The organism is Corynebacterium suicordis DSM 45110, from assembly GCF_015351405.1.
GTDB classification, from domain to species: Bacteria; Actinomycetota; Actinomycetes; order Mycobacteriales; family Mycobacteriaceae; genus Corynebacterium; species Corynebacterium suicordis.
Genome location: NZ_JADKMY010000001.1, coordinates 1,194,358 through 1,218,969 on the forward strand (window position 1 = coordinate 1,194,358; position 24,612 = coordinate 1,218,969).

Here is a 24,612-nt window from a genome sequence, read left to right on the forward strand (position 1 = left end):
CACATGGCCGAGACCGAAAAACCCAGTGCGAGCACGGATCCGGGGCGCGGGCGGAGGATCGGCATCGATGTGGGTTCCGTGCGCATCGGGGTGGCCATGTGCGATCCCGACTGCATCCTGGCTACGCCAGTGGAGACCGTTCCCGCCGCGGTAGACGGCTCTGACGTGCGGCGCGTGGTGGAGCTGGTGCGGGAAAACAATGTGGTGGAGGTGATCGTGGGGTTGCCCGTTGCTCTGCGCGGAAACCACACGGCCAGCACGTACCTGGCGGAGGAATTCGCGCTGGATCTGCGTGAGGATCTCAATGGGGTGGAGGAAGACGTAGATGAGACAGGGGACGCACGCAAGCTAGGGGAAGCGGCGATCACCGCTGAAATTCCGGAAGGCGCGGCGTATATCCCGGTGCGGCTGGTTGACGAGAGAATGTCGACGATGGCAGCCACCCAAGCCCTGCAATCTTCGGGCGTGTCGGCGAAGAAGGGGCGCAAGAAGATCGACCAGGCAGCCGCCGTGCATATTTTGCAGGGTTGGTTAGACGCGCGTCGGCGCGTAATTGACAACATTTGATTACAACTGTGTAACAATAAGCCAGATATGACATCAAGAGGAAAGGCTGCATCACGCATGGCCACACAGCGCAGTATGCAACCAAAGTTACGGCGGCGCCGCCAGTGGACGGGTGCTCTGGCAATCGCCTTGGTAATCCTGCTGATCGGGTCAATCGGTTACGTGTGGTACCAGCGCAATGTCGTCGCTATTCGCGATTACGAGGGTGACGGCAACGGCAAGATCGTCATGGTTCGCGTGGATGCGGGCGATTCCGTCTCCAGCCTGGCTCCGCAATTGGTGGAAAAGGGCGTGGTGGGATCCCGACGCGCGCTGATGTCCGCCGCGGAAAAGGAAGAGCCCAGCCTGCAGCAGGGTTATTACCCGCTGCAAGAGGAAATGTCTGCCGATAAAGCGTTGAAGATCCTCACCGATGATGAATCTCGCCGCGGAGTGGTGGATATTCCTAACGGTCTGACTCTGGATGATCTCACGGTCGTGGGCGGGGAGCCTCGCCCCGGCATTTACACGCTGGTGTCCCAGCAGACGTGCCAGGACGAGACCACCTGTGTGACCCCACAGCAGCTCAAGGATGCGGTGGCGCAAACCTCCGCTGAGGAACTGGGTCTGCCTGACTGGGCACGCGAAGCAGTGGACTCCCGCGGCGCGGACCCCCGCAAGCTAGAGGGCTTGATTGCCCCAGGCGTGCACCTGTTTGACCCCACTGCGGAGCCACTGGCCATTGCGCAGGATCTGATTCACGATTCCGTGGATTCCTTCGAGGGCACCGGCTTGGTCGATTCCGCCAACCGCGTGGGACTCACACCCTACGAGCTGCTGACTGCCGCTTCACTGGTGGAGCGCGAGGCGCCGGAAGGTGACTTCGACAAGGTAGCCCGCGTGATCCTGAACCGCCTGGAGATCAACCAGAAGCTGGAGTTCGATTCCACGGTGAACTACTCTATCTCCGAGCAGGAAGTGGCTACCACCAGCGCAGACCGTGCCCGGGAAACCCCGTGGAACACGTATGCGAAGGAAGGGCTGCCAGCCACTCCGATTGCTTCACCTGGCCTGAAGGCTGTCCACGCGATGGAAAACCCAGCTGAGGGCGACTGGCTCTACTTCGTCACCGTGGATTTGGATGGACGCACCGTGTTCAACCGTGAATTCTCTGATCACGAGGCTGCGATCTCCGAGTCCCTCGATAACGGCGTGTTGGATTCCAACCGCGAATAGTGGAAGAAGCTCCCGAAATGAACGAAATCCCCGCTGGTCAAGACGGCATTCCGGCGGGGATTCCGTCTGTGCTTTCCGTTGATGAATTCCTCGACCCACAAGCTACGTGGCGCGGTTCCGCAGCAGCAAACATTTGTGCCGTCCTGGGCCGGCCGATCGAGCATTCGCTATCCCCGCTGCTGCACAACACCTGTTATCAGGCTGCCGGCCTGGACTTCACCTACGTGCGCGTGGAAGCCGGCGAGGGTGCGGAGATCCGCCGCCTGCTGGAGAATTCTTCCCCTGATGTCCGCGGGTTCTCCGTGACCATGCCAGGCAAGACCGCTGCGCTGGAGCTAGCTGATCAGGCAACCGAGCGCGCGCTGGCTATCGGCTCAGCCAACACCCTGGTTGCGCAGCGCGATGCACAGGGTAATGCGTTCTGGCTGGCCGATAACACGGATGTGGATGGAGTGACCTCCTGCTTGGAGGATCTGCAAGCCGCGGGCAGGATCGAATTTTCTGGGGCACGCGCGGTCATCGTGGGCAATGGTGGCACGGCTCGGCCGGCGGTTGCCGCGCTGGCTGCGATGGGTGTGTCCGCCGTAACGGTGCTGGCGCGCTCCGAGAGGGCGTTGAACCTGCAGGAACTGGTCACGGAGTTCGACATGGAGTTTTCCTGGGCCCGCTTTGATCAGCAACCCGTGGAGGAATTCTGCGCCCAGGCTGCGGTGGCCATTTCCACCATTCCCGCGTCCGCCACGGAGCCGTTGACCGAGGCGCTCCTGCGCGCACAATCCGTGATCGACGTGATCTACGATCCCTATCCCACCCCTTTGCTCACCGCAGCTTCCGCCCGCGGCGTCCCGCATTCCGACGGACTGCGCATGCTCGCGGGCCAGGCAGAGCGCCAATTTGAGTTGTTCACAGGCCGCCAGCCCGCCCCCGGCCTGCTGTGGAAAACCGCCCTCAGCCGCCGCTGACCCCGTGATACCGTGCCCTCATGGGGGCGGAAACGTGGGGTTTTTGGGTGCTTGTGGCGGGGTGGACATCCGCCGTTTTTTGGTTCGACGCCACCACCGCGCGCATTCCGAATTGGCTCACCTTTCCTGCAATCGTGGTGACCTGGGGCGCCTGCGCGCTGCTCTGGCTGGGGTGGATTGATTTCTGGGGGCCAGTGAATTCACCCGTGGCCATCTGGGGTGGAGTGCTGTGGTGGGGTGCCATCGTGATCGGGGGAGTTGCATTCCCACGCCATGCCGCGGGCGCCGCGGATGCGAAATTGGCTGCAGTACTAGGGGTATTCGCAGCTGGGTTGCAAGGAGTTCTGGGCGTGCTGCTGTGCATGCTGATCGCTGGCCTTTTGGGCGTGTGCACTGGGGTTCTGTGGGGGAGGAGAACCGAGGTTCCGCAAGGCCCGGCCATGATCCTGGCAGTAACGCTAGTGGCGGTGTGGAGTGCATTGTGATCCCCGCCACGTCATAGGGGCAGTCAACCGCAGGCGGGGGAAATTTAGACTGTAAACTGTTCGACATGCTTCGATGGACTACCGCCGGTGAATCTCACGGCCAAGCGCTCATTTCTCTGATTGAGAATCTGCCAGCTGGCCTGCACATAACTCGTGACGATGTTGCGCGCCAATTAGCGCGCCGTCGTCTGGGCTACGGCCGTGGTGCCCGCATGAAGTTTGAGGCCGATGAAGTGACCTTCCTTTCCGGCGTGCGTCATGGACTCACCCTGGGCAGCCCAGTGAGTGTGATGATCGGCAACACCGAGTGGCCCAAGTGGACCACCATCATGTCTGCTGACCCCGTGGATCTCGACGATCCAGAGGTGGCCAAGGAAATGGACAGCGGGCGCGGCGCCCAGTTGACCCGCCCCCGCCCGGGACATGCGGATTTCTCCGGGATGCTCAAGTTCCAACAGGAGGAAGCCCGCCCGATCCTGGAGCGGGCATCAGCGCGCGAAACCGCTGCCCGCGTGGCCGCAGCTACCTTCGCCCGCGCGGTTCTACGCGAAGTGTGCGGGGTGGAGGTATTCAGCCACGTCATCTCCATTGGTCAGTCTGAGCCGTACACCGGCCCCACCCCGGATTTCTCTGACATCGATGCCATTGACGAATCCCCAGTGCGTGCCTTTGACAAGGCTGCTGAAGAATCCATGATCGAGCACATCAAGGCCGCCAAGAAGTCCGGCGATACCTTGGGCGGCGTGGTGGAGGTCGTGGTCAAGGGCCTGCCCGTGGGACTGGGTTCCCACACGTCCGGCGATGAGCGTTTGGATGCACAGCTGGCGGGTGCCGTCATGGGCATCCAGGCCATCAAGGGCGTAGAAATCGGCGATGGTTTCGCAGAGGCTCGCCGCCCGGGATCCCAGGCACATGATGAAATGGTGCGGGGAAGTGACAAGCCAGGCGTCGATCGACTGAGCAACCGCGCCGGCGGCATCGAAGGTGGCATGAGCAATGGCGAGGACATCATCGTCCGCGCCGCAATGAAGCCGATCAGCACCGTTCCACGCGCCCTGCAGACCGTGGATATGACCACCGGTGAAGCGGCCACGGGAATCCATCAGCGCTCAGACGTAGTGGCCGTGCCCGCTGCAGGAGTGGTGGCGGAGGCCATGGTGGCGCTGGTTCTGGCTCGCGCGGTGCTGCGCAAGTTCGGCGGAGATTCCCTAGAGGAGACCAAGCGCAACTACGAGGCATATCAGCAACAGGTGAAGCAGCGCCTGACCTGGGATGCGCAATGAGTCCGCGCGTAGTGCTCGTGGGGCTGCCGGGAAGCGGCAAGACCACGGTTGGCCGTCGATTGGCTAACGCGCTGCATCTCACCGCGGTGGATACCGACCAGATGATCGAGCGGAAGTACGGCAGCGCGTGCGGCCATGTGTTTGAGAAGCTCGGCGAGGAGCGCTTTCGCGAGGCGGAGGCCGAAGCTGTCGCGGAGGCCATGACCACCGATGGCATCGTCTCGCTGGGTGGCGGTGCGGTTCTCACCGCTTCTAATCGACGCCTCCTCGCTAACCAGCGCGTGGTGTACCTGCACGTTTCCGCTGCTGAGGGTGTGCGCCGCACATCTGGAGACACCTCCCGGCCACTCTTGAACGTGGATAATCCTGCGGCTCGCTATGAGCAGCTGTTGGAGGAGCGCGCGCAGTTCTATGAGGAAGTGGCTAACCTTCTGGTGCATTCCGATGGTCTGCAGCCACATCGAGTGGTGACTCAGATCCTGCAGTTCCTCGAAGAGGATGAAGAAGACAGCCAGCCTCTGCCGTAATTTTCCTGCCGTTCAGCATCTCTGCTCGTCCGCAATCCAGCTTCAAGGAGTGAGTCCATGCCCACCATCACAGTCAATTCCGCTGTCCCGTATGACGTGCAGATTGATCGGGGAGTGCAGGCCGCGCTCAGCCACATCCGCACCGTGACAAATAACGTGCGCAACCTGCTGATCATTCACCAGCCGGCCTTGACTTCCCGCGCGCAGGAGCTGGCAGCGGAGTTGGAAAACGATGGGATCGCCATCACGCTCCACCAGATTGCGGACGCGGAAGAGGGCAAGACCCTGAGCGCTGCCGGTGAATGCTGGGACAAATGTGCTGCAGCTGGTCTGACCAGGCATGATGCCATCATGGGTCTGGGTGGCGGCGCCGCCACTGACCTCGCTGGTTTCATCGCGGCCACCTGGATGCGCGGGATCAAGGTCATCCAATATCCCACCACCTTGCTGGCCATGGTTGATGCAGCTGTGGGTGGCAAGACGGGAATCAACACGGCTGCGGGCAAGAATCTGGTCGGGGCATTCCACGAGCCAGCCTTGGTCGTGGTGGACCTCGAAGTGCTGGACACCCTGCCTGAGCTGGAGCTCATCGCCGGTTCCGCCGAGATCATCAAGGCCGGTTTCATCTCGGACACGGAAATCCTGCGCCTCTACGAGGCCGATCCCCAAGCAGCCCTGGATCCCCACGGCAGCCTCCCGGAACTCATCCAGCGCGCAATCCAGGTCAAGGCAGACGTGGTGGCCGTGGACCTCAAGGAATCCAGCCTCCGCGAAATCCTCAACTACGGCCACACCTATGGTCACGCCGTGGAGCATCACGAAAACTATCAGTGGCGGCACGGCCACGCTGTCGCGGTGGGCATGGTCTTCGAGGCCGAACTGGCCAAGGCTGCCGGGCTACTTGAGCAGGCCGAGGTGGACCGACACCGCGCTATCTTGGAATCGGTGGGCCTTCCCGTTTCCTATTCCCAGGCCGGCCTGGATGTTTTGCTCGACGCCATGTCTCGCGACAAGAAGAACAAAGCCAACGTGATTCGCTTCGTGGTTATCGAAGCCGCGGGCAGCCCAACTCGCCTCGAAGGCCCGAGCCAAGAACTGCTGGAAGCGGCTTACGCAGCCACCAGCTAGCCGGGTTTTCCACCAATCACTCACCACGCACCTCACAACCAAGGAGTTCTCATGCCGCAGAAGATCACACTATTGAACGGTCCGAACCTCAACCGGCTGGGCAAACGCCAGCCGGAGGTATACGGAAAGACCACCCTCGCAGAAATCGAGACGATGCTTGCCCAAGAAGCTGAGCGTCTAGGCGTGGAGCTCACCTGCGTGCAGTCCAATCATGAGGGCGAGCTCATCGAGGCAGTACATGCTGCCGCCGATGCTGGCCACGCCGTGATCATCAACCCGGGCGGCTTCACCCACACATCGGTGGCGCTGCGTGATGCACTGGCAGAAATCCAGGAGGGCGAGGGGTTCATCGAGGTGCATATCTCGAACGTGCATGCCCGGGAATCCTTCCGCCACCACAGTTACCTCAGCCCGCTGGCCACCGGAGTGATCGCCGGCCTGGGTACGTATGGCTACATCGCCGCGCTGCGCTTTCTCGCCAACGACTAGGGTCTCGCCAACGACTAGCGCCCAGCCAGTCACATTTTTTCATCTCTACCCGAAGGAGCTTCACCAGCATGTCTCGCACCGTGAACATCCAGCAATTTCGCCAACGTCGTGAACAGGTTTCCCAGAAGATCGCCGAGCAGGGAGCCCACGCGCTGTTGATCACGGACCTGCGCAATGTGCAGTATCTCACCGGTTTCAGCGGCTCCAACGCCGTGCTTCTCCTGCGTGCGGATGGCACGTCCATCGTCTCCACGGATGGGCGCTACACCACGCAAATCGGCTTGCAGACCGGCTCACCAGAAGACATGGAAATCTCCATCGCGAGCAACAGCCTCAAGGAACTCTACGGGCGCTTCAAGGCAGAAACTGAGGCACAGCTGCACGTGGAGCCAAGCCTGCCCATTGGCCAGGCCGAGGCTCTGGGTAACCCCACTATCCTGCGCAATGCCGTGGAAGACGCGCGCCTGATCAAGGACGCTTCCGAAATCCAGGCACTGCGCGCAGCTGGAGAGCTCGCGGATAGCGTGTGGCAGCAGTTCATCGCCGAAGGCGGGATCCGCGAAGGCCTCACAGAGATCGAGGCAGCTGCTGACCTGGAAAACCGCCTGCGCCGGGCAGGAGCGGATTCCTTGAGCTTCGATACCATCCTCGCCTCCGGTCCGAATGGCTCCAAACCTCACGCTGGGGTGAGCAAGGACACTATCGTCAAGGGACTGGTGACTGTTGACTTCGGCGTGTACCTGGACGGGTATGCGTCGGACCAAACGCGGACCGTGTGCGTGGGTGAGCCCACCGAACGTGATTTCGAGCTCTACCAAACCGTCTACCGTTCCCAGAAGGCCGGGGAAGCGAGTCTTCGCCCAGGCACCGGGCTCAAGGCAGTGGATACCGCCTGCCGCGAGATCATCGAGGCAGCGGGTTACGGCGAATATTTCGTCCACTCCACCGGACACGGCGTGGGCCTGGATGTGCACGAAGCTCCCCGCGCAGCGCAGACCGTGGATGAGGCAGAAGTTCTCCGTGAAGGAATGACCCTCACGGTTGAGCCGGGAATCTACCTGCCGGGGGAGACCGGCCTGCGCATTGAGAACACCTACGTGATCACCGCAGATGGGGCGGAAAGCCTCAATACCTCCACCACCGAGATGATCGTGGTCTGAAAGACCTCCTAGGCGGGGATTGGTGCACCCCAGTGATAGACTGACTTACCGATTCCCGACACTTACATCCTTGAAGGAGACTCACTCGTGGCAAATACCGCGGATTTCAAGAACGGCCTGGTCCTGAAGATCGATGGAAAGCTCCAGCAGATCATCGAGTTCCAGCACGTGAAGCCCGGTAAGGGTCCAGCCTTCGTGCGCACCAAGCTCAAGGATGTTGTGTCCGGCAAGACCGTGGATAAGACCTTCAACGCTGGCGTGAAGGTGGAGACCGCGACCGTCGACCGTCGCGATATGACCTACCTGTACCACGATGGAACCAACTACGTCCTCATGGATGATAAGACCTTCGACCAGGTGGAACTCGCCGAGCACCTCATGGGCGATGGCGCCAAGTTCCTGCTGGAAAACACCGTTGTGCAGGTCTCTTTCCACGAGGGCGAGCCACTTTTCGCCGAGCTTCCTGTCTCCGTGGAGCTGCGCATTGAGCACACCGATCCAGGCCTGCAGGGCGACCGCTCCACCGGTGGCACCAAGCCAGCCACCCTCGAGACCGGCGCCGAGATCCAGGTTCCCCTCTTCCTCGAGTCCGGCACCCTGGTCAAGGTTGATACCCGCACCGGTGAGTACCTCTCCCGCGTGAACAGCTAGTTCATTTGTCGACGCCAAAAGTGACTAAAGAAGCTAATTTCAAACGCCACGGCGCTCGCTACAAAGCGCGCCGCCGGGCAGTGGACATTCTGTTCGAGGCCGAATTCCGCGATGTTGACCCAGTGGGGATCATCGAGGAGCGTATTGCCCTGAGCAAGGACCAGGAAAACCAGGTCAAACCGGTTCCGGAGTACACCGAGGAGATCGTCAACGGTGTGGCAGTGAACCTGGATGCACTGGATGATTCCATCGCCAGCCACTTGTCATCCGAGTGGCGGTTGGACAGGCTCCCAGCGGTGGATCGCGCCGTGCTGCGCGTCTCCGCATGGGAGGTCATGTTCAACGGCGACGTGCCTGCCAAGGTAGCGATTAAAGAGGGCGTGGAGCTGGCCAGCGAATACTCGCATGACAAGGCCCCGGGCTATGTCAACGTGGTGCTCGATGGCGTGGGTCGCGATACGGATCTCCGCCTGGCAGACGCAGTGGCAGCGCAGAAGGAAAGTGCCGTCACAGGGATCGATTCCGTCTCGGATGAAGAGCTTGATCAGCTCATCGAATCCGTGGTGGATGCCCCCGAAGATTCATCGGCTGATTCTTCTGCTGAATCGTCCGCTGAACCCTCCGTCGAATCCTCCGCAGAGAGCTCTGACACCGAAGAAAACTAGAGCACTCTCACACAAAACAGCCCGGTTCCTGCGCTTCTAACGCAGAGCCGGGCTGTCTTGCTAGACTGATCCGCAGTAACTATTGGACATCCTTTAACTGACCGCACAGAGAGGCGGGAAAGGAGGTCACGATGAACTCGACGACACCCCCCGAGGCAACCCAACTGCTCACAGCAGATGATGTTTCCCGGACAGTCGTGCGCATCGCGCACCAGATTATTGAAAAGACAGCACTCGATGGAACCGACAGTTCTCGGGTGGTGTTGCTGGGAATCCCCTCGGGCGGAGTTCCGTTAGCCGCCCGTTTGGCGGAGAAAATCACTGAATTTTCTGGCGTCGAAATCTTCCATGGTGCCCTGGACATCACGCTCTACCGCGACGATCTCCACCGCGGCTCCGCACACCGTGCGTTGCAGCCCACCGTGGTGCCAGACGAGGGCATTGATGATGCGATCGTCATTTTGGTTGACGACGTGCTCTTTTCCGGCCGCAGCATTCGCGCCGCCCTCGACGCACTGCGCGACCTCGGGCGTGCCAAGAGCGTCCAGCTCGCGGTACTCATCGACCGCGGCCACCGCCAGCTTCCCATCCGCGCTGATTACGTGGGTAAGAACATTCCCACGTCCACCCAGGAAGACGTGCTGGTGGAGCTGCGGGAACTGGATGATGTCGATGGAGTCCAGCTCATCCGCCATGCCGGTGAGAACACACAACCCACCCAGGAGGGCAGCACTCGATGAAGCACCTACTCAGTATTGGAGATCTTTCCGCAGGGGAGATCACGCAGTTGCTGGATGAGGCAGACCGCTTCGCCGAAGCCCTCGAGGGCCGGGAAATGAAGAAGCTGCCCACGCTGCGCGGACGGACCATCTTCACCCTGTTCTATGAGAACTCCACCCGAACCCGCAGTTCTTTTGAGACCGCGGGCAAGTGGATGAGCGCGGATGTCATCAACATCTCAGCCTCCAGTTCCAGCGTGAAGAAGGGCGAATCGCTCAAGGACACCGTGCAGACCCTGCGCGCTGTTGGTGCGGATGCGATCATCATGCGCCACCCTTCTTCCGGTGCTGCTCGCCAAGTGGCTAACTGGGTGGATGACATCGCCGTGATCAACGCCGGCGATGGCTCTCATCAGCACCCCACACAGGCTTTGCTGGATGCCGTGACCATGCGCCAGCAGCTCGGGGACATCGCGGGTAAGCACGTGGCGATCGTCGGCGACATCCTGCACTCGCGCGTGGCGCGCTCCAATGCGCAGCTGCTCACCACGCTGGGTGCCCGCGTGACCTTCGTGGCACCTGCCACGCTGCTCCCTTTCGGGGTGGAGAGCTGGGGAGTGGAGGTGTCGCATGATTTCGACGCCGTGATTCCCCACGCCGATGTGGTGATGATGCTGCGCGTGCAGGCTGAACGCATGAACGGCGGATTCTTCCCCAGCCACCGCGAGTACGCCACCCGCTACGGACTCTCCCGCGCGCGCCGCGAAGCCATGCGCGAAGAAGCGATCATCATGCACCCGGGACCCATGCTGCGGGGCATGGAAATCAACGATGACGTGGCAGATGCCCCAAACACAGTGGTGCTCCAGCAGGTCACCGCGGGTGTGCACGTGCGCATGGCCATCTTGTTCACGCTGCTGGTGGGCGCTGACTCGTCCTTTGAGGGGTAGAGCACCATGCAAGAAAACAATCAGCAGAACCCCGATACGCAGCCGAAAGGACACTCCATGACTGGCAGTGAAACCACCAACTACCCAGCCACCGGCACGCTGGCCGCGGTACCCACCGGTGCCGAAAATGAAGTGCTGCTCAAGGGAGTGCACATCTATGGCGAGGGTGACCCGCAGGATGTGCTGATCCGGGATGGCATCATCGCGGATATCGGCACCGGGCTCTCTACTGAGGGTGAGAGCATTGATGTGCCCGGCCAGGTACTGCTCCCAGGTCTGGTGGACATGCACGTCCACCTGCGTGAACCCGGCCGGGAAGATACCGAAACCGTGGCCACCGGCTCTGCCGCAGCCGCGCAAGGTGGCTTCACCGCCGTATTCACCATGGCTAACACCGCCCCTGTCACAGACGCACCCGTGATCGCAGAAACCGTGTGGTACAAGGGACAAAACACCAACCTGTGTGACGTGCACCCAGTGGGATCTATCTCCAAGAACCTGGCCGGAAAAGAACTCACCGAGTTCGGCATGATGGCTGATTCCGATGCCAAGGTGCGCATGTTCTCCGATGACGGCAAGTGCGTGGATGACCCACGATTGATGCGCCGCGCAATCGAATACGCCAGGGGCATGGACGTGCTGCTCGCACAGCACTGCGAGGAGCCCCGCCTCACCGAAGGCGCGGTTGCCCACGAAGGTGCCAAGGCCGCTGAGCTGGGACTCACCGGATGGCCCCGCGTGGCCGAGGAATCAATCGTCGCCCGCGATGCCATCATGTCCCGCGATTATGGTGGCCGCCTGCACATCTGCCACGCCTCAACCGAAGGCACCGTGGAACTGCTGAAGTGGGCAAAATCTCAGGGCATCACCCTCAGCGCGGAAGTCACCCCGCACCACCTGCTGCTCACTGATGAGCGTTTGGAAACCTACGACGGCGTGAATCGCGTGAACCCACCATTGCGTGAGCAGCGCGATGTGGAGGCGCTGCGCCAGGCACTGATCGATGGAGTCATTGACTGCGTGGCCACCGACCACGCCCCGCACGGCTCGGAAGAAAAGTGCTGCGAGTTTGATAAAGCCCGCCCGGGCATGATCGGTCTGGAGACCTCCCTGGCACTGATCGCGCAGATCTTCGTGCTGGATGGTGACCAAGACTGGCGGTTCGTGGCGAAGGTAATGTCGGAGAAACCAGCCGAAATCACCAAGCTGCCCGGACACGGCCGTCCCATCGCAGTGGGGGAGCCCGCCAACCTCTGCGTGGTGGACACGGAGAACTCCTGGGTGGCCAATGGCCAAGACATGGCTTCAAAATCCCGCAACACCCCTTATGAAGGCATGGACATGCCTGTCAGGATCAGCACCACGCTTCTGCGTGGCAAGGTGACCTGCCGGAATGGACAGGCCGTGGCAGCAAAGAATGCTGCAGAGCAGGGATAAGTGGCGTCGAAAATAATGGACAAGAAAGAAGGAACAACAATGACCAACACCGCAGCAGCTCTCGTTCTGGCTGATGGTCGGATTTTCCGCGGCCGTGCTTTCGGCGCCCAGGGAACCACTTTGGGAGAGGCAGTGTTCACCACTGCCATGACCGGTTACCAGGAAACGATGACGGACCCCAGCTACCACCGGCAGATCGTGGTGGCTACCGCCCCGCAGATCGGCAACACCGGATGGAACGATGAAGATTCCGAGTCCAAGGGTGACAAGATCTGGGTCGCCGGCCTAGTGGTGCGCGACCTTTCCCGCCGGGTATCCAACTGGCGCGCGGATCGTTCTCTGGAAGAGGAGATGAGCGCGCAGGGGATCATCGGTATCCAGGGAATCGATACCCGCGCGGTGGTGCGCCACCTGCGCGATAAGGGCTCAGTTGCCGCCGGTCTGTTCTCCGGCGAGGCAGTGACCACCGATGAGGACATGCTCAGCCAGGTGAAGCAGCAGCCAGGCATGGAAGGTGCAGACCTGGCAGCGGATGTCTCCACCGATGAGGTCTACGTGGTGGAACCCGAAGGCGAGCTCACCCACTCCGTGATCGCATATGACATGGGTATCAAGACCAACACTCCACGCGAATTCTCCCGCCGTGGCGTGCGCACGGTGGTGGTGCCTTCCACCACCACCTTCGAAACGATTCAGCAACTGATGGAGAAGTACTCCGCCACCGGCGTGTTTGTCTCCAACGGCCCCGGCGACCCAGCCACCGCGGACGTGACCATCGAGCAGGTGAAGAAGGTGCTGGACGCGAAGATTCCTTTCTTCGGCATCTGCTTCGGCAACCAGATCCTGGGACGCGCGCTGGGCATGGAAACCTACAAGCTGAAGTTCGGCCACCGTGGCGTGAACGTGCCGGTGATTGATCACCGCACCGGGCGCATCGATATCACCGCGCAGAACCACGGATTCGCTCTCAAGGGCAACGCCGGCGAGGAATTCCAGACCCCATTCGGCCCCGCAGAAGTGACCCACACCTGCCTGAACGATGACGTGGTGGAAGGCGTGGCGCTGAAGAGCGGCCTAGCCTTCTCCGTGCAGTACCACCCAGAATCCGCAGCTGGCCCGCACGATTCCAACTCGCTGTTTGATCAGTTCATCGAGCAGCTGGATGCACACAAGTCCGGCAAGTCCGGTCAAACCACCAAGTCCTAGAACCCACGAGTACCCCGTTTACTCAACACCCCACGAAGAATCTTTAGGAGCATAGTCAATGCCACGTCGTGAAGACATCAAGCACGTACTCGTGATCGGTTCCGGCCCCATCGTCATCGGCCAGGCCTGTGAGTTCGATTACTCCGGCACCCAAGCCTGCCGCGTGCTCAAGGAGGAGGGACTGCGCGTTTCCCTCATCAACTCCAACCCCGCCACCATCATGACGGACCCTGAGTTCGCTGATCACACCTACATCGAGCCCATTCAGCCGCAGTACATCGAGAAGATCTTTGCCACTGAGGAAGCTGCTGGCCACAAGGTGGATGCCGTGCTGGCAACCCTGGGTGGACAGACCGCGCTGAACGCAGCCATCCAGCTGGATCGCCTCGGCATCCTGGACAAGTATGGCGTGGAGCTGATTGGCGCAGATATCGATGCCATCGAGCGCGGCGAGGATCGCCAGAAGTTCAAGGACATCGTGGCCAAGATCGGCGGCTCCTCCGCCCGTTCTGCCGTCTGTCACAACATGGATGAGGTGCGCGCCACCGTTGCTGAGCTGGGTCTTCCCGTGGTGGTCCGCCCTTCCTTCACCATGGGTGGCCTGGGTTCCGGTCTTGCGTACAACGACGCCGACCTGGAGCGCATCGCCGGTGGCGGACTGGCTGCTTCTCCCGAGGCCAACGTGCTCATCGAAGAATCCATCCTCGGATGGAAGGAATTCGAGCTGGAGTTGATGCGCGACAGCAAGGACAACGTGGTGGTTGTCTGTTCCATTGAGAACGTGGATGCGCTGGGCGTGCACACCGGTGATTCTGTGACCGTGGCACCTTCCATGACGCTGACGGACCGCGAGTTCCAGATCATGCGTGACCAGGGCATCGACATCCTCCGCGAGGTGGGTGTGGAAACCGGTGGTTGTAACATCCAGTTCGCCATCAACCCTGATGACGGCCGCCTCATCACCATCGAGATGAACCCGCGCGTGTCCCGTTCTTCCGCGCTGGCTTCCAAGGCCACCGGTTTCCCGATCGCCAAGCTGGCAGCGAAGCTGGCCATTGGTTACACCTTGGATGAGGTGCGCAATGACATCACCGAGGTCACCCCGGCGGCCTTCGAGCCGACGCTGGACTACGTGATCGTCAAGGCTCCTCGCTTTGCTTTCGAGAAGTTCCCCGGTGCTGATGACACGCTGACCACCACCATGAAGTCCGTGGGCGAAGCGATGGCCATTGGCCGCAACTACATCACCGGTCTGAACAAGGTGATGCGTTCCCTGGAAACCAAGCAGTCCGGATTCTGGACCTTCTCCGATGAGGCTTTCGCCGGAGATCGCGCCACCGACAAGGATGCCGTGCTGGAAGATCTGAAGCGCCCCACTGAGGGACGCATGTACGACGTGGAGCTGGCTCTGCGCCTGGGCGCCACCATCGATGAGGTCTACGAAGCCTCCAAGATCGACCCTTGGTTCCTTGAGGAAGTTCAGGCACTGGTGGATTTCCGCACCGTGCTGGAGAACGCACCAGTCCTGGATGAGGATCTGCTGCGCGAAGCCAAGTACCTGGGCTTGTCCGATCGCCAGATCGCAGCCCTGCGCCCAGAGCTGGCAGGGGAAACCGGCGTGCGCTCCCTGCGCTGGTCCCTGGGTGTCCGCCCAGTATTCAAGACCGTGGATACCTGTGCTGCGGAGTTCGAGGCAAAGACCCCGTACCACTACTCCTCTTATGAGCTGGATCCCGCAGCTGAGACCGAAGTTCTCCCGCAGACGGAGAAGAAGAAGGTGCTCATCCTGGGCTCCGGCCCAAACCGTATTGGCCAGGGCATCGAGTTCGATTACTCCTGTGTGCATGCAGCGCTCGAGCTCTCCCGCGTGGGCTATGAGACCGTCATGGTCAACTGCAACCCGGAGACCGTCTCCACGGACTACGACACCGCGGACCGCCTCTACTTTGAGCCGCTGACCTTCGAAGACGTGATGGAGGTCTACCACGCTGAAGCTGAGTCCGGTGAGATCGCTGGAGTGATCGTGCAGCTGGGCGGACAGACCCCGTTGGGCCTGGCACAGCAGCTAGCCGATGCCGGAGTGCCCGTGGTGGGTACCTCACCAGAGGCCATCAACTTGGCCGAGGATCGCGGTGAGTTCGGCAAGGTTCTGGAGCGTGCGGAACTCCCCGCTCCTGCCTACGGCACCGCAACGACATTCGCGGAAGCGCGCGATGTGGCGTCGAACATCGGTTACCCCGTGCTGGTGCGCCCTTCCTATGTTCTGGGCGGACGCGGCATGGAGATTGTCTACGATGAGCCTTCCTTGGAGGACTACATCGCCCGTGCCACCGAGATCACCGATGATCACCCCGTGCTGGTGGACCGATTCCTGGATTCCGCCATTGAGATCGACGTGGATGCGCTGTGCGATGGCGAGGACGTCTTCCTGGCCGGAGTCATGGAGCACATTGAGGAAGCCGGCATTCACTCGGGAGACTCCGCTTGTGCATTGCCTCCGATGACGCTCGGCCCCGAGGACATCGAGAACGTGCGACGCTCCACCAAGGCGCTGGCTCACGGCATTGGCGTGAAGGGCCTGATGAACGTGCAGTTCGCGCTGAAGGATGACATTCTCTACGTCATCGAAGCCAACCCGCGCGCCTCCCGCACCGTGCCATTCGTGTCCAAGGCCACGGGCGTGGGACTGGCCAAGGCTGCCTCCCGCATCATGCTGGGCAGCAGCATCGCTGACCTTCAGGCCGAGGGTATGATTCCTACCGATCGCGATGGCGGCTCCCTGCCAATGGGCCACGTGATTGCGGTGAAGGAAGCAGTGATGCCGTTCAACCGCTTCCGCAGCCCAGAGGGCAAGGTGCTGGATTCTCTGCTCAGCCCAGAGATGAAGTCCACCGGTGAGGTCATGGGTCTGGATTCAGACTTCGGCACCGCCTTCGCGAAGTCTCAGGAGGGTGCGTTTGGTTCGCTGCCTACCTCCGGCACAGTGTTCGTCTCCGTGGCCAACCGCGACAAGCGCACCCTGATGCTGCCGATCATGCGCCTGGCTGACCTGGGATTCTCCATCCTGGCCACCGCCGGTACCGCACAGATGCTGCAGCGCAATGGCGTGGAGTGCGAAGTGGTGGCGAAGCTCTCGCAGGTCAACGATGACAACGAGAGCACCGCGACCCGCTCTGTGGTGGATTACATCAACGAAGGTGCAATCGACCTCATCCTCAACACCCCAGCAGGTTCTGCGGGCGCCCGCCACGATGGCTATGACATCCGCGCGGCAGCCGTGAACATGAACGTCCCAGCCATCACCACGGTGCAGGGCTGCGTGGCCGCGGTACAGGGAATCGCCGCCCTCCAGGGTGCCGAGACCACCGTGCGTGCCATCCAGGACATCAAGCACTAGGACGGGCAATCATGGCACAGCAAACTGACGGCACCTTCGGCGAGCGCTTCGTGGAACGCGCCCGCACCTTTGGCCCAGTGTGCGTGGGTATCGATCCTCACGCACAGTTGATGCAGGACTGGGGCTTGGAGGGCAGCGTGGCTGGCCTGCGGGAGTTCACTTCCCGCTGCGTGGATGCGTTCATCGATTCCGCGTGTGTGGTCAAGCCCCAGGTCGCGTTCTATGAGCGTTTCGGCTCCGCAGGTTTTGCCGTGCTCGAGGAGGCAATTTCCTCCCTGCGTGCAGCCGGCGTGTTGGTAGTTGCCGACGCCAAGAGGGGGGACATCGGATCCACCATGGCGGGCTACGCCTCCGCGTGGTTGGACGAGAGCTCTCCGCTGTGCGCGGACGCGGTCACGGTGTCCCCGTGGCTCGGGTTTGGTTCGCTGGAGCCCGTCATTGAGGTGGGTGAGCGAAACAACCGCGGTGTGATCGTGCTGGCCGCCACGTCCAACCCAGAAGCTCCCTCGGTGCAGCTTGCACGCACCAGCGGGGGAGAAGCGGGAGAAAGCGTGACGTTGGCGCAGGACATCGTCAACCGCGTTGCGGAGCGAAATGCCCGCCACTCCGGGCCGGGAAATCTCGGCGTGGTGGTGGGAGCTACCGTGGATAGCCCACCGGACCTCAGCGAGGTGTCCGGCATGATCCTCATGCCCGGAGTGGGTGCCCAGGGCGGAACCATGGATGATGTGAAGCGAATTGCCCGGGGATCACTGGATCTGGTGAGCCCGAATGTCTCCCGCGGGGTGCTGAAATCCGGTCCGACCGTGGAGGGGCTGCGCAGCACATTATTGGAAATCCGCGAGAGTTATTTGAAATAGCCCAGCTCACTAGTGGTAAGATTTCCGGCGATAGGGCTGTTCAGCAATCCGCAAAGCCGAAGATCGCGCCTCGTGAGCCTGCGCCGTTTTTCACCTTCACAGGGGAAATGCGTGCCGGATCGAGAAGGCCGGCTGCGTTTGCTTCGGGTACTGGCAATGCAGATTTTCTCTACACATCGTGTAAGTTCGTCTGCATTGTTGCCTTAGTCCGTGAAGGAATTCGCGCAACACCCTAGACGTCAATACGTACTTTTTTAACCGACTAGAACCTACAACGGAGGATCCCGTGGCACTTCCCCAGTTGACCCCGGAGCAGCGTGCAGATGCGCTCAAGAAGGCAGCAGAGGCCCGTAAGGCACGTGCAGAACTGCGCGAAAAGCTCAAGCGAGGCGGCACTGACCTCAAGCAGGTGCTCAAGGATGCTGAGACCGACCCGATTCTGGGCAAGATGAAGGTTTCCGCTTTGCTCGTGTCCTTGCCAAAGGTGGGCAAGGTCAAGGCAGAAGAGATCATGACTCAGCTGGAAATCGCTCCAACCCGCCGTCTGCGCGGACTGGGCGATCGTCAGCGCCGTGCGCTTCTGGAGCACTTCGGCTTCGAGGAGTAAATCGGTGACCAACGGCACGTCTGATGGGAGGGTCGTGGTTCTCGCCGGGCCGTCCGCGGTAGGTAAATCTACCGTGGTCTCGGAACTGCGGAAAACAGTACCCAACCTGTTTTTCAGTGTGTCAATGACCACCCGTGATCCACGGCCAGGTGAGGTAGATGGTCAGGATTACATCTACGTCACCAGGGATGACTTCCAGCGGGCTATCGATAGCTCCAAGATGCTGGAATGGGCGGAGATCCACGGAGGCTTACAGCTTTCGGGGACTCCGCGCATTCCCGTTGAAGAGGCTGTTTCCGCTGGTCGGCCCGTGCTCATCGAGGTAGACCTCGAGGGCGCGCGCAACATCAAGCAGCTCATGCCCCACGTCGAGTTGGTGTTTCTTGCACCACCTTCGTGGGATATTTTGGTGGACCGGCTGACCGGCCGGGGCACCGAAAGCCAAGAAGTTATTGATAGGCGTCTGGAAACTGCGCGTGTTGAGATGGCTTCTCAGGATGAGTTCGATACCGTGGTGGTTAACGACGACCTCAACAAAGCGGTAAACCGGCTCGCGGATATTCTCCAAGGCCAGTAGTTACTGCGTGCCTCCCAGCTTGGGAGACACATAACCAATTAATGAATACAGAAGGTGTATAACGTGGAAAACCAGGATGTGAACTCGAACGAGACTGTGTTCGATCCACCGGTTGGCATCACCAATCCGCCCATCGATGAGCTCCTGACCAAGGTTTCCTCGAAGTACGCACTGGTGATTTTCGCTGCCAAGCGTGCGCGGCAGATCAACGATTACTTCCAGACTCTCGATGAGGGCGTCTTCGAATTCGTTGGGCCTCTGGTAACCCCAGATGTTCAGGAGAAGCCATTGTCTATCGCTCTGCGGGAGATCAATCGCGATCTCTTGGAGCACACCGAGGGATAGACCCGCTAGGCTGTCCGGTGTGATTACTTCAGCAACCGGATCAGCAGCGGACACTTCGCAGCACCAGCCGCTCCGCGTCGTTATCGGCGTAGGGGGCGGCATTGCTGCGTTTAAGGCCGCTCACCTCGTCCGCTATTTCACCGAGGCAGGCCATCACGTCAACGTGATTCCCACCCGCAGCGCTTTGGAGTTCGTGGGTGCCGCCACCTTTGAAGCGCTATCCGGTAACCCGGTATCCACCGGGGTTTTTGAGAACGTGGATGAAGTGCAGCATGTCCGGCTTGGCCAGCAAGCTGATCTCATCGTTATCGCCCCCGCCACCGCAGATCTCCTGGCTCGCCTGGCAATGGGCCGGGCAGATGACCTACTCACTTCCAGTTGCCTGGTGGCCACCTGTCCCATCGTGCTGGCACCCGCCATGCACACGGAGATGTGGGACAACGCAGCCACGCGCGCGAACGTACGCACGCTGCGGGAGCGGGGCTTCCATGTCATTGAACCAGCACATGGCCGATTGACGGGCAAGGACACCGGTGCGGGTCGATTGCCGGATCCAGAGCACATCGGCAGCTTGGCGCTCAGCGCAATGCGCAACCATGAGCGCGATATCTTCCGCCAATCTCTGGTGGGCAAGCGCGTGGTGATCTCCGCGGGTGGCACGGAAGAACCCATCGATCCGGTTCGCTTCCTCACCAACGCGTCCTCGGGCCGCCAGGGTTATGCGCTGGCGGATATCGCCACGCAGCGTGGGGCAGAGGTCACTCTGATTTCCGCGAGCACCGAGGTCTTGCCTGTCCCCAGTGGAGCGAAGGTAGTGAAGGTTCGCACCGCCATGCAGCTGCAGGAAGCCATGCAGAGGGAATCCGCTCAGGCAGACCTGGTGATCATGGCCGCGGCAGTGGCTGACTACCGGCCGGAGGCAGTGGCGGCGTCGAAAATGAAGAAGGACGCGGATACGGATCTGAGCACGCTGCACCTGGTGGAGAATCCAGACATCCTGGTGGGGCTGGTGCAGGCGCGCGAGAACGGGGAGATCCCGCAGCAAACAGTGATTGTCGGTTTCGCCGCGGAGACGGGTGATGAGGACAATTCCCCGCTGGATCACGCCAAGCGCAAGTTGAAGAAAAAGGGCTGTGACCTGCTGATGTGCAACGCAGTGGGGGAGGGCAAGGTGTTCGGCCAGGAGGATAATGCCGGATGGCTGCTCAATGCCCGGCGGTCGGAGGGCACCCAGGATGGTGAGCCGGTGATCGTGGAGGTGCCTGCGGGTCCTAAACTCGATGTCGCTGCCCGCATAATTGATGAGGCGGAGACGCTTCTCGGCGTGGATATGTGACAGATATAGACAGCTTGGTCTAGGATCAAAACAATCCCCGCTGCGCCAGACCAGAATTAGCCGATTAACAGCGATACGCACCTCAAAATAGAAGAAGGTCCCCATTGTCTTTGCGACTATTCACCAGCGAGTCCGTCACCGAAGGGCACCCGGACAAGATCTGCGATGCCATCTCTGACTCCATCCTGGACGCGCTCCTGGAGAGAGATCCAGAATCCCGCGTAGCCGTGGAAACGGTAGTCACCACCGGATTAGTGCAGGTAGTGGGCGAGGTGCGCACCCGCGCGTACGTGGAAATCCCGCAGATCGTGCGCAACACCCTGACGCGCATTGGCTTCACCAGCTCTGACATGGGATTTGACGGCAAGACCTGTGGCGTGAGCGTATCCATCGGCGAGCAGTCCCCGGAGATCGGCGCTGGCGTAGATACCGCGATCGAGCATCGCGAGGATTCCACCGGCTCTCTGGATGCGGATGATCAACTCGGCGCGGGCGATCAGGGTCTCATGTTCGGTTATGCCACCAATGAGACCGCAGAGCTCATGCCCCTGCCGATCTCCCTGGCACACCGCTTGGCCCGCCGGCTCACCGAGGTGCGCAACGCAAATATCGTCCCCGGCCTGCGCCCGGATGGCAAGACCCAGGTGACCTTCGCTTATGACGAAAACAACAAGCCCGTGAAGCTGGATACCGTGGTCATTTCAACCCAGCACGATGAGTCCTGGGTGGGCGAGGCTCAGCGGCAGAGCTTGGCTGCTTCCCTCAAGCACCACGTGCTGGATCACTGCGTGGCAGAAGCTGGCCTGCAGCACCTCATGCACACCGATGTGAACCTCCTGGTCAACCCTTCGGGTTCCTTCGTGCTGGGCGGCCCAATGGGAGATGCTGGCCTGACCGGCCGAAAGATCATCGTGGATACGTACGGCGGCATGGCTCGTCACGGCGGCGGCGCATTCTCCGGCAAGGATCCCTCCAAGGTGGACCGCTCGGGCGCATACGCGATGCGCTGGGTGGCCAAGAACATCGTTGCTGCCGGTCTTGCTGAGCAGGCCGAGGTGCAGATCGCGTACGCCATCGGCCGCGCAAACCCCGTGGGACTCTACGTGGATACCCATGGCTCTTCGGCGGCGGATCTCACCGATGAGCAGATCCAGGAAGCCGTGCTGCAGGTCTTCGATTTGCGACCCACCGCGATCCTGCGCGAGCTCGATCTCAAGCGCCCCATTTACGCGCAAACCGCAGCCTACGGCCACTTCGGGCGCACCGACCTCGATCTGCCATGGGAGCGCGTGAACCGCGTTGATGAGCTGAAGGCCGCCCTCGGACGCTAAATCTCCGCAGGGTTAGAATGGTTCCTCGTGGATACCCCTCGCCCAACAATCGCTGAACCCATCGCCCGGGTTTTGCCTTTGTTGGGCGTGGCTCATTTGGACCGCCTTTTCGATTACTCCATTCCCGCCGCGATGGAGCAGCAGGTACGCCCCGGTGTTCGGGTACGCATTCGTTTCGCGGGCCGTTTGGTGGACGCTTTGGTGCGAGAACGACGCCGCACCAGCGAGCACCCCGGTGCACTCAAACCCATTGAGCGCGTGATCAGCCCTGATGTGGTCTGTTCTTCCCAGATGTGGGACCTGGTGGACAACCTCGCCATCCGCAGCGCGGGCGTGCGCTCGGATATCCTGCGCACCGCCTTGCCCCCTCGCCATGCTTCCGCGGAGAAGTCCGGGCTGTTCGGCGGCGGCAAGTCGTGGGTGGATCTGTATGGCTCTTTGGTCCCGGTGGAAGAGTTGGCTGGTTCGTCTTTTTCCGACGCCAACTCCGCCCTGACCAACCATCCCTCCGGGCAGGAGTTTGTCTCTTCTGTCTTGCGCGGTGAACCCTCGGCCGCGAGCATCCTCACCTTGCCCGGTCAGGATTCCGCGTATCTGGCCGCAGCTCTCGCCGCGGCCACGGTGTGGAATACCTCCGCTGAAATTGGCGCTACCCAAGTAGCCGAGCAGGGGAGCGCTGCCGATCGTGAAGTGAATGGCGAGGCACTGAACGGCGGGGTGCTGATCGTGGTGCCGAATCAAAAAGACGTGGACAGGGTGAGCCAGTATCTGCGCCGGTGGGTATCGGCTGCCCAGATCACGGAGATGACCGCCGCGGAAGGGCCCAGCGCGCGGTATCGACGCTTCCTCTCCATCCTGCACGGGCAGGCCCGGCTGGTAGTTGGCACGCGCTCGGCTGTATTCTCCCCGGTGCAGAACCTGCGGTTGGTGCTGGTCTTGGGCGAATCAGACGATAACCTGGTGGACCCGCGCGCACCATATCTTCACGCGCGCGATGTAGCCCAGTTGCGGGCACAGCGCGAAGGAGCAGCATTCGCCACCATCGGTGTGCATCGCTGCGCTGAGGTGCAGCAGTGGATTCAAACCGGGCAGTTGCAATCAATCGTTGCGGACCGTGCAGCGGTCAAGGAACACCTCCCGATCATCCGCGCGTTGGGGGAGACGGATCTGCAGCGCGAGCGTGAAGCGTACGCCCGGGGATCCAGGTTGCCGGCCCTGGCTTTCAGCGCGATCCGCCAGGCTCTGGATGCAGGCCATCCGGTGCTGGTCCAAGTTCCGCGTCGCGGGTATGCCCCAGCGCTGTCCTGTGCGAAGTGCCGCAGCGGCGCACGTTGCCGCCACTGCAATGGCCCCCTGGAACTACCTGCTTCCGGTGAAACAAGCGTTCCGAGGTGTCGCTGGTGCGGGGCTTCAGCCGGAGTGTTCACGTGCAACACCTGCGGTAACCACACCGTGCGAATGTCCGTGGTGGGCCAAGATAGAACCGTGGAAGAGCTGGGAAGAGCATTTCCCGGGGTGCCCATCGTGCCCAGCGGTGGCGAGCAGGTGCAGCGTTTCGTGGAGGACCGAGCCAGCATCATCGTGGCCACCCCGGGAGCAGAACCTCGAGTGACATCCCGCCCTGATGATGATCCTTCCCAACCCCGCCTGTTCGGCGCGGCCGTCATGCTCGATCCATGGATCGTGCTGGGTAAAGAAGATCTGCGCGCCGCAGAGAATGCGGTGAAGCAATGGATGCAGGCCATTTCACTGGTGAAGTCCCACTCTCAGGGAGGGTTAGCGGTCCTTACCGCCGATGCCTCCCTGCCCGCGGTGCAAAAGGTGATCCGCTGGGATCCGGAACGCGCAGCACAGGCAGAACTCTCACTGCGCGAAGAAGCCCGATTCCCACCCGCAGTCACCGTGGCAGCAGTGGACGGGACCACAGCGAGCATCGAACAACTTCTGCAGGCCTGTGAGCTGCCGGAATCCGCCGAGAAACTGGGACCCGTGGAACTCCCGCCCGGCGTGCGCTTGCCCGTGGGATTGGATCGAGCAACAGCAGATGAGGCCCGGAGAATGATCATCCGCGTACCGCATGAGGATTCGCTTCTCCTCGGAGAAACACTGAAGACCGCCCAGGCGGTTCGCGCCACGCAGAAGAACGCAGGACCGCTACGGGTGATTTTGAACCCAGTTCGCATCGGCTAATCTGGCATCTATGACTCAGCTCCCCCTGCGCTATTTTGGCGATCCCGTACTGCGCACCGTTGCCGACCCCATTCCAGAAGATAAGCTCGGCACCCCAGCACTGCAGACGCTGGTCACCGACATGCTGGAGACAATGGATGCCAACGGCGGAGTGGGCTTGGCGGCCAACCAGGTGGGTCTGACCCAGCGCATTTTTGTCTACGACTGCGAGGGCGATCGCGGCCACGTGATCAACCCGGTCTGGTCTGCCGTTGGTGAAGAAACCCAAACCGGCCGGGAAGGCTGCTTGTCCATCCCCGATGTGGGAGGGGACGTAACCCGGGCAGAGAGCGTGCGCGTGCAGGGAATCACCGTTGATGGAGAGCCCGTGGATAGGGAAGTCAGCGGACTTTTGGCCCGCTGCGTGCAGCATGAAACCGATCACCTGGACGGCGTGATGTTCCTCAAGTATCTCTCCAGCGAAGAGCGGAAGGCCGCGATGTCCACCATCCGCTCCGCAGACTGGTTCCAGAACTCATGAACCCC

24 protein-coding genes are annotated in these 24,612 nt (G+C 61.3%); all 24 read left to right on the top strand.

Annotated elements, in window-relative coordinates; translation table 11 throughout:
• Positions 1-3: 3 nt before the first annotated feature.
• The 24 genes from ruvX to def all read left to right on the top strand — a co-directional run bounded on the left by ruvX (position 4) and on the right by def (position 24,607).
• Positions 4-567, top strand: coding sequence for a Holliday junction resolvase RuvX (gene ruvX / locus IRY30_RS05550; protein ID WP_194556332.1), 564 nt, complete (start codon positions 4-6; stop codon positions 565-567).
• A 75-nt stretch (positions 568-642) separates the two neighbouring features.
• A complete protein-coding gene (gene mltG, locus IRY30_RS05555) occupies positions 643-1,782 on the top strand; it encodes an endolytic transglycosylase MltG (protein ID WP_228502597.1) in 1,140 nt (379 codons plus the stop codon).
• 17 nt (positions 1,783-1,799) lie between these two features.
• Entirely contained in the window at positions 1,800-2,744 is a 945-nt protein-coding gene (locus IRY30_RS05560; protein ID WP_194556334.1) for a shikimate dehydrogenase, read from the top strand.
• A 20-nt stretch (positions 2,745-2,764) separates the two neighbouring features.
• Positions 2,765-3,229, top strand: a complete 465-nt coding sequence (locus IRY30_RS05565; RefSeq protein ID WP_194556335.1) for a prepilin peptidase — start codon at positions 2,765-2,767, stop codon at positions 3,227-3,229.
• A 65-nt stretch (positions 3,230-3,294) separates the two neighbouring features.
• Complete coding sequence (aroC, locus tag IRY30_RS05570) at positions 3,295-4,512, top strand: chorismate synthase (RefSeq protein WP_194556336.1); 1,218 nt, start codon at positions 3,295-3,297, stop codon at positions 4,510-4,512.
• Positions 4,509-5,039 (top strand): shikimate kinase, encoded by a 531-nt coding sequence (locus IRY30_RS05575; RefSeq protein ID WP_194556337.1) that lies wholly within the window; start codon positions 4,509-4,511, stop codon positions 5,037-5,039. The genes aroC and IRY30_RS05575 overlap by 4 nt, the downstream gene beginning before the upstream one ends.
• Positions 5,040-5,096: 57 nt before the next feature.
• The gene (gene aroB / locus IRY30_RS05580; RefSeq protein WP_194556338.1) at positions 5,097-6,167 is read left to right on the top strand and encodes a 3-dehydroquinate synthase; all 1,071 of its coding nucleotides are present in this window, start codon (positions 5,097-5,099) and stop codon (positions 6,165-6,167) included.
• Positions 6,168-6,218: 51 nt separating this feature from the next.
• Positions 6,219-6,656 carry a type II 3-dehydroquinate dehydratase gene (aroQ, locus tag IRY30_RS05585; RefSeq protein WP_194556339.1) on the top strand — a complete coding sequence of 146 codons (438 nt, stop codon included), beginning with the start codon at positions 6,219-6,221 and terminating at the stop codon, positions 6,654-6,656.
• 68 nt (positions 6,657-6,724) lie between these two features.
• Positions 6,725-7,816 carry a M24 family metallopeptidase gene (locus IRY30_RS05590; protein ID WP_194556340.1) on the top strand — a complete coding sequence of 364 codons (1,092 nt, stop codon included), beginning with the start codon at positions 6,725-6,727 and terminating at the stop codon, positions 7,814-7,816.
• An 87-nt stretch (positions 7,817-7,903) separates the two neighbouring features.
• Complete coding sequence (gene efp / locus IRY30_RS05595) at positions 7,904-8,467, top strand: elongation factor P (protein WP_194556341.1); 564 nt, start codon at positions 7,904-7,906, stop codon at positions 8,465-8,467.
• A 20-nt stretch (positions 8,468-8,487) separates the two neighbouring features.
• Positions 8,488-9,132: a transcription antitermination factor NusB gene (gene nusB, locus IRY30_RS05600; RefSeq protein WP_194556342.1), complete on the top strand. Its 645-nt coding sequence runs from the start codon at positions 8,488-8,490 to the stop codon at positions 9,130-9,132.
• Between the two features lie 131 nt (positions 9,133-9,263).
• A complete protein-coding gene (gene pyrR / locus IRY30_RS05605) occupies positions 9,264-9,872 on the top strand; it encodes a bifunctional pyr operon transcriptional regulator/uracil phosphoribosyltransferase PyrR (protein WP_194556343.1) in 609 nt (202 codons plus the stop codon).
• Positions 9,869-10,801: an aspartate carbamoyltransferase catalytic subunit gene (locus IRY30_RS05610; RefSeq protein WP_194556344.1), complete on the top strand. Its 933-nt coding sequence runs from the start codon at positions 9,869-9,871 to the stop codon at positions 10,799-10,801. The genes pyrR and IRY30_RS05610 overlap by 4 nt, the downstream gene beginning before the upstream one ends.
• Before the next feature lie 57 nt (positions 10,802-10,858).
• On the top strand, positions 10,859-12,238 hold the full coding sequence (locus IRY30_RS05615; protein ID WP_194556345.1) for a dihydroorotase: 1,380 nt from the start codon (positions 10,859-10,861) through the stop codon (positions 12,236-12,238).
• Positions 12,239-12,277: 39 nt separating this feature from the next.
• Positions 12,278-13,444 carry a glutamine-hydrolyzing carbamoyl-phosphate synthase small subunit gene (gene carA / locus IRY30_RS05620; protein WP_194556346.1) on the top strand — a complete coding sequence of 389 codons (1,167 nt, stop codon included), beginning with the start codon at positions 12,278-12,280 and terminating at the stop codon, positions 13,442-13,444.
• Between the two features lie 58 nt (positions 13,445-13,502).
• Positions 13,503-16,841: a carbamoyl-phosphate synthase large subunit gene (carB, locus tag IRY30_RS05625; protein ID WP_194556347.1), complete on the top strand. Its 3,339-nt coding sequence runs from the start codon at positions 13,503-13,505 to the stop codon at positions 16,839-16,841.
• An 11-nt stretch (positions 16,842-16,852) separates the two neighbouring features.
• On the top strand, positions 16,853-17,701 hold the full coding sequence (gene pyrF, locus IRY30_RS05630) for an orotidine-5'-phosphate decarboxylase (RefSeq protein WP_194556348.1): 849 nt from the start codon (positions 16,853-16,855) through the stop codon (positions 17,699-17,701).
• A gap of 286 nt (positions 17,702-17,987) precedes the next feature.
• Complete coding sequence (gene mihF, locus IRY30_RS05635) at positions 17,988-18,308, top strand: integration host factor, actinobacterial type (RefSeq protein WP_194556349.1); 321 nt, start codon at positions 17,988-17,990, stop codon at positions 18,306-18,308.
• Between the two features lie 4 nt (positions 18,309-18,312).
• Entirely contained in the window at positions 18,313-18,885 is a 573-nt protein-coding gene (gene gmk, locus IRY30_RS05640; RefSeq protein WP_194556350.1) for a guanylate kinase, read from the top strand.
• Between the two features lie 63 nt (positions 18,886-18,948).
• Positions 18,949-19,230 (top strand): DNA-directed RNA polymerase subunit omega, encoded by a 282-nt coding sequence (gene rpoZ / locus IRY30_RS05645; protein ID WP_194556351.1) that lies wholly within the window; start codon positions 18,949-18,951, stop codon positions 19,228-19,230.
• Between the two features lie 19 nt (positions 19,231-19,249).
• Entirely contained in the window at positions 19,250-20,566 is a 1,317-nt protein-coding gene (gene coaBC, locus IRY30_RS05650) for a bifunctional phosphopantothenoylcysteine decarboxylase/phosphopantothenate--cysteine ligase CoaBC (RefSeq protein ID WP_309824977.1), read from the top strand.
• A gap of 104 nt (positions 20,567-20,670) precedes the next feature.
• On the top strand, positions 20,671-21,897 hold the full coding sequence (gene metK, locus IRY30_RS05655) for a methionine adenosyltransferase (RefSeq protein ID WP_194556353.1): 1,227 nt from the start codon (positions 20,671-20,673) through the stop codon (positions 21,895-21,897).
• Positions 21,898-21,924: 27 nt separating this feature from the next.
• Positions 21,925-24,087 (top strand): primosomal protein N', encoded by a 2,163-nt coding sequence (locus tag IRY30_RS05660; RefSeq protein WP_288813858.1) that lies wholly within the window; start codon positions 21,925-21,927, stop codon positions 24,085-24,087.
• A 10-nt stretch (positions 24,088-24,097) separates the two neighbouring features.
• Entirely contained in the window at positions 24,098-24,607 is a 510-nt protein-coding gene (gene def / locus IRY30_RS05665) for a peptide deformylase (protein WP_194556354.1), read from the top strand.
• The last annotated feature ends 5 nt before the right edge of the window (positions 24,608-24,612 follow it).